The organism is Alterluteimonas muca (assembly GCF_021191595.1).
Lineage (GTDB): Bacteria > Pseudomonadota > Gammaproteobacteria > Xanthomonadales > Xanthomonadaceae > Luteimonas > Luteimonas muca.
Map to the genome: position 1 here is coordinate 1 of NZ_JAIWPS010000022.1, position 5,455 is coordinate 5,455.

A 5,455-nucleotide genomic window follows, 5' to 3' on the forward strand; every position below is an offset into this window, starting at 1 on the left:
AAGGGGTTCGCGGCGCTGAGGCCGGAGCCTGAAGATCTTTGACAGTGTACGCAGGAGACTTGTGCGGACGTCTGGCGGCTGGATGACCATCCAACAACGCAGACGTTCGAAAGAGCACAGAGTCGATTCCAAGCATGCAAATGCGAGTGATTGAATTCGAGCTCCGGACGACGACTGCACTCAAGCTTTAATGGGGTTTCGGCCCTATGCAAGACTTAAGTGAAGAGTTTGATCCTGGCTCAGAGTGAACGCTGGCGGCAGGCCTAACACATGCAAGTCGAACGGCAGCACAGGGGAGCTTGCTCCCTGGGTGGCGAGTGGCGGACGGGTGAGGAATACATCGGAATCTGCCTATACGTGGGGGATAACCTCGGGAAACCGGGACTAATACCGCATACGACCTACGGGTGAAAGCAGGGGACCTTCGGGCCTTGCGCGGATAGATGAGCCGATGTCGGATTAGCTAGTTGGCGGGGTAAAGGCCCACCAAGGCGACGATCCGTAGCTGGTCTGAGAGGATGATCAGCCACACTGGAACTGAGACACGGTCCAGACTCCTACGGGAGGCAGCAGTGGGGAATATTGGACAATGGGCGCAAGCCTGATCCAGCCATGCCGCGTGGGTGAAGAAGGCCTTCGGGTTGTAAAGCCCTTTTGTTGGGAAAGAAAAGCAGTCGATTAATACCCGATTGTTCTGACGGTACCCAAAGAATAAGCACCGGCTAACTTCGTGCCAGCAGCCGCGGTAATACGAAGGGTGCAAGCGTTACTCGGAATTACTGGGCGTAAAGCGTGCGTAGGTGGTTTGTTAAGTCTGATGTGAAAGCCCTGGGCTCAACCTGGGAATTGCATTGGATACTGGCAGGCTAGAGTGCGGTAGAGGATGGCGGAATTCCTGGTGTAGCAGTGAAATGCGTAGAGATCAGGAGGAACATCCGTGGCGAAGGCGGCCATCTGGACCAGCACTGACACTGAGGCACGAAAGCGTGGGGAGCAAACAGGATTAGATACCCTGGTAGTCCACGCCCTAAACGATGCGAACTGGATGTTGGGTGCAATTTGGCACTCAGTATCGAAGCTAACGCGTTAAGTTCGCCGCCTGGGGAGTACGGTCGCAAGACTGAAACTCAAAGGAATTGACGGGGGCCCGCACAAGCGGTGGAGTATGTGGTTTAATTCGATGCAACGCGAAGAACCTTACCTGGCCTTGACATGTCCGGAACCTCTGAGAGATCGGAGGGTGCCTTCGGGAACCGGAACACAGGTGCTGCATGGCTGTCGTCAGCTCGTGTCGTGAGATGTTGGGTTAAGTCCCGCAACGAGCGCAACCCTTGTCCTTAGTTGCCAGCACGTAATGGTGGGAACTCTAAGGAGACCGCCGGTGACAAACCGGAGGAAGGTGGGGATGACGTCAAGTCATCATGGCCCTTACGGCCAGGGCTACACACGTACTACAATGGGAAGGACAGAGGGCTGCAAACCCGCGAGGGCAAGCCAATCCCAGAAACCTTCTCTCAGTCCGGATCGGAGTCTGCAACTCGACTCCGTGAAGTCGGAATCGCTAGTAATCGCAGATCAGCATTGCTGCGGTGAATACGTTCCCGGGCCTTGTACACACCGCCCGTCACACCATGGGAGTTTGTTGCACCAGAAGCAGGTAGCCTAACCTTCGGGAGGGCGCTTGCCACGGTGTGGCAGATGACTGGGGTGAAGTCGTAACAAGGTAGCCGTATCGGAAGGTGCGGCTGGATCACCTCCTTTAGAGACCGGACGGCTTCCACCGTCCAGGCGTCCGCACAAGTCACCTGCATCCAGAAAGTTCCGGCATAGGCCGGAACAGTCCCTTACATGGGGCCATAGCTCAGCTGGGAGAGCACCTGCTTTGCAAGCAGGGGGTCGTCGGTTCGATCCCGACTGGCTCCACCAGGGTTGAGCCCAAGTGATTTGGGTCTGTAGCTCAGGTGGTTAGAGCGCACCCCTGATAAGGGTGAGGTCGGTGGTTCGAGTCCTCCCAGACCCACCAGTTTTTCTGGATGACGGCGTACACGAAAGAATTAGATGGGTTCCGCGTTGAGGCGGGGCCATGATCTTTGAAAATTGGGATGTAGCGAGCGTTTTGGAACGAAATGTCCAGACGTGTCGTAGAGGCTAAGGCGGGGGAGCAAATCCCCTGAAAACTTGATGTCGTTGAAATTCGCGTCTGCGGTTTGTACCCGCGGACACATTCAACTCCGAGGCGACTTGGGGTTATATGGTCAAGCGAATAAGCGCACACGGTGGATGCCTTGGCGGTCAGAGGCGATGAAGGACGTGGCAGCCTGCGAAAAGTGTCGGGGAGCTGGCAACAAGCTTTGATCCGGCAATGTCCGAATGGGGAAACCCACCTCGCAAGAGGTATTGCATGGTGAATACATAGCCATGCAAGGCGAACGCGGTGAACTGAAATATCTAAGTAACCGCAGGAAAAGAAATCAACCGAGATTCCCTGAGTAGTGACGAGCGAACGGGGAACAGCCCAAAAGTCGATGTGGTTCTAGCGGAACAGTCTGGAAAGACTGGCCATAGACGGTGACAGCCCGGTACGTGAAAGGGCCATGTCGATGAAATTGAGTAGGGCGGGGCACGAGAAACCCTGTCTGAACATGGGGGGACCATCCTCCAAGGCTAAATACTCCTGACCGACCGATAGTGAACCAGTACCGTGAGGGAAAGGCGAAAAGAACCCCGGCGAGGGGAGTGAAATAGACCCTGAAACCGTGTGCGTACAAGCAGTAGGAGCTCCGCAAGGAGTGACTGCGTACCTTTTGTATAATGGGTCAGCGACTTATTGTTCGTGGCAAGCTTAACCGTATAGGGGAGGCGAAGGGAAACCGAGTCTGATAAGGGCGCATAGTCGCGGGCAATAGACCCGAAACCGGGTGATCTAGTCATGCCCAGGGTGAAGGTACCGTAACAGGTACTGGAGGCCCGAACCCACTCCCGTTGCAAAGGTAGGGGATGAGGTGTGATTAGGAGTGAAAAGCTAATCGAACCCGGAGATAGCTGGTTCTCCTCGAAAGCTATTTAGGTAGCGCCTCATGTGAATCCTCTCGGGGGTAGAGCACTGTTATGGCTAGGGGGTCATCGCGACTTACCAAACCATGGCAAACTCCGAATACCGAGACGGACTGCATGGGAGACACACGGCGGGTGCTAACGTCCGTCGTGAAAAGGGAAACAACCCAGACCCACAGCTAAGGTCCCAAATTCAGTGCTAAGTGGGAAACGATGTGGAAAGGCACAGACAGCCAGGAGGTTGGCTTAGAAGCAGCCATCCTTTAAAGAAAGCGTAATAGCTCACTGGTCGAGTCGGTCTGCGCGGAAGATTTAACGGGGCTAAAGCACTGAACCGAAGCTTGGGGTGTGCATATTTATATGTACGCGGTAGAGGAGCGTTCCGTACGCCTGCGAAGGTGGATTGAGAAGTCCGCTGGAGGTATCGGAAGTGCGAATGCTGACATGAGTAACGATAATGCGGGTGAAAAGCCCGCACGCCGAAAGCCTAAGGTTTCCTTGCGCAACGTTAATCGGCGCAGGGTGAGTCGGCCCCTAAGGCGAGGCAGAAATGCGTAGTCGATGGGAAGCTGGTTAATATTCCAGCACCTCGCGTGAGTGCGATGGGGGGACGGAGAAGGGTAGGTGTACCGGGCGTTGGTTGTCCCGGGGAAAGGCGGTAGGTTTGGGGCTTAGGCAAATCCGGGCCCCTTCAAGACCGAGCACCGAGACCAGGTCATTAGACTGAAGTCACTGATCCCACGCTTCCAGGAAAAGCCCCTAAGCTTCAGCTCACGCAGACCGTACCGTAAACCGACACAGGTGGGCAGGATGAGAATTCTAAGGCGCTTGAGAGAACTCGGGTGAAGGAACTAGGCAACATAGCACCGTAACTTCGGGAGAAGGTGCGCCCTTGGTCGTGGCCCATGCGGGCTATAGCGATCGGGGGCCGCAGTGACCAGGCCGCTGCGACTGTTTATCAAAAACACAGGACTCTGCAAACACGAAAGTGGACGTATAGGGTCTGACGCCTGCCCGGTGCCGGAAGGTTAATTGATGGGGTCAGCCGCAAGGCGAAGCTCTTGATCGAAGCCCCGGTAAACGGCGGCCGTAACTATAACGGTCCTAAGGTAGCGAAATTCCTTGTCGGGTAAGTTCCGACCTGCACGAATGGCGTAACGATGGCGGCGCTGTCTCCACCCGAGACTCAGTGAAATTGAAATCGCTGTGAAGATGCAGCGTTCCCGTGGCAAGACGGAAAGACCCCGTGAACCTTTACTATAGCTTTACACTGAACGTTGAGTTCGTCTGTGTAGGATAGGTGGGAGGCTGTGAAACCATGGCGCTAGCTGTGGTGGAGCCATCCTTGAAATACCACCCTGTCGTGCTTGACGTTCTAACCTGGGCCCGTAATCCGGGTCGGGGACCGTGTATGGTGGGTAGTTTGACTGGGGCGGTCTCCTCCCAAAGAGTAACGGAGGAGCTCGAAGGTACGCTCAGCGCGGTCGGACATCGCGCACTGTGTGCAAAGGCATAAGCGTGCTTGACTGCAAGATCGACGGATCAAGCAGGTAGGAAACTAGGACTTAGTGATCCGGTGGTTCTGTATGGAAGGGCCATCGCTCAACGGATAAAAGGTACTCCGGGGATAACAGGCTGATACCGCCCAAGAGTTCATATCGACGGCGGTGTTTGGCACCTCGATGTCGGCTCATCACATCCTGGGGCTGTAGTCGGTCCCAAGGGTATGGCTGTTCGCCATTTAAAGTGGTACGCGAGCTGGGTTCAGAACGTCGTGAGACAGTTCGGTCCCTATCTGCCATGGGCGTTGGAGATTTGAGAGGGGCTGCTCCTAGTACGAGAGGACCGGAGTGGACGAACCTCTGGTGTTCCGGTTGTCACGCCAGTGGCACTGCCGGGTAGCTACGTTCGGAAACGATAACCGCTGAAAGCATCTAAGCGGGAAGCGTGCCTCAAGATGAGATCTCCCGGGAGCTTGACTCCCCTGAAGGAACCATCAAGACCAGGTGGTTGATAGGCTGGGTGTGTAAGCACAGCAATGTGTTGAGCTAACCAGTACTAATGATCCGTGTGGCTTGACCATATAACCTCAAGTGGCTTCGCCGGAACACGCGAAGACCGAGGCCTCGACAACACGTCGACGACACGATTTCAAAATGCTCGCTACAATCCCACCCCTCGAGAGCGTGAGCGCTGCTCTGTCGCATCCGCGACAGCCCCGGCGACCCTCCACCCTCTCCCTGGTGACAATAGCTGTGTGGAACCACCCGATCCCATTCCGAACTCGGAAGTGAAACGCATATGCGCCGATGGTAGTGTGCATTCAGCATGCGAGAGTAGGTCATCGCCAGGGTCTTTACCCTGAAACCCCCGCCGGTTCCCCGGCGGGGGTTTTTCTTTG

2 tRNA genes and 3 rRNA genes are annotated in these 5,455 nt (G+C 55.6%); all 5 read left to right on the forward strand.

The window, feature by feature from the left end:
- Window positions 1–216: 216 nt before the first annotated feature.
- Window positions 217–1,761: ribosomal RNA gene (locus LDO11_RS15620) — 16S ribosomal RNA — on the forward strand.
- 89 nt (window positions 1,762–1,850) lie between these two features.
- Window positions 1,851–1,926: transfer RNA gene (locus LDO11_RS15625), tRNA-Ala, on the forward strand.
- A 20-nt stretch (window positions 1,927–1,946) separates the two neighbouring features.
- A tRNA-Ile gene (locus tag LDO11_RS15630) sits at window positions 1,947–2,023 on the forward strand.
- Between the two features lie 230 nt (window positions 2,024–2,253).
- Window positions 2,254–5,137: ribosomal RNA gene (locus tag LDO11_RS15635) — 23S ribosomal RNA — on the forward strand.
- A gap of 156 nt (window positions 5,138–5,293) precedes the next feature.
- Window positions 5,294–5,407: ribosomal RNA gene (gene rrf / locus LDO11_RS15640) — 5S ribosomal RNA — on the forward strand.
- The 16S, 23S and 5S rRNA genes sit together here with 2 tRNA genes alongside, the layout of an rRNA operon.
- Window positions 5,408–5,455 lie beyond the last annotated feature (48 nt).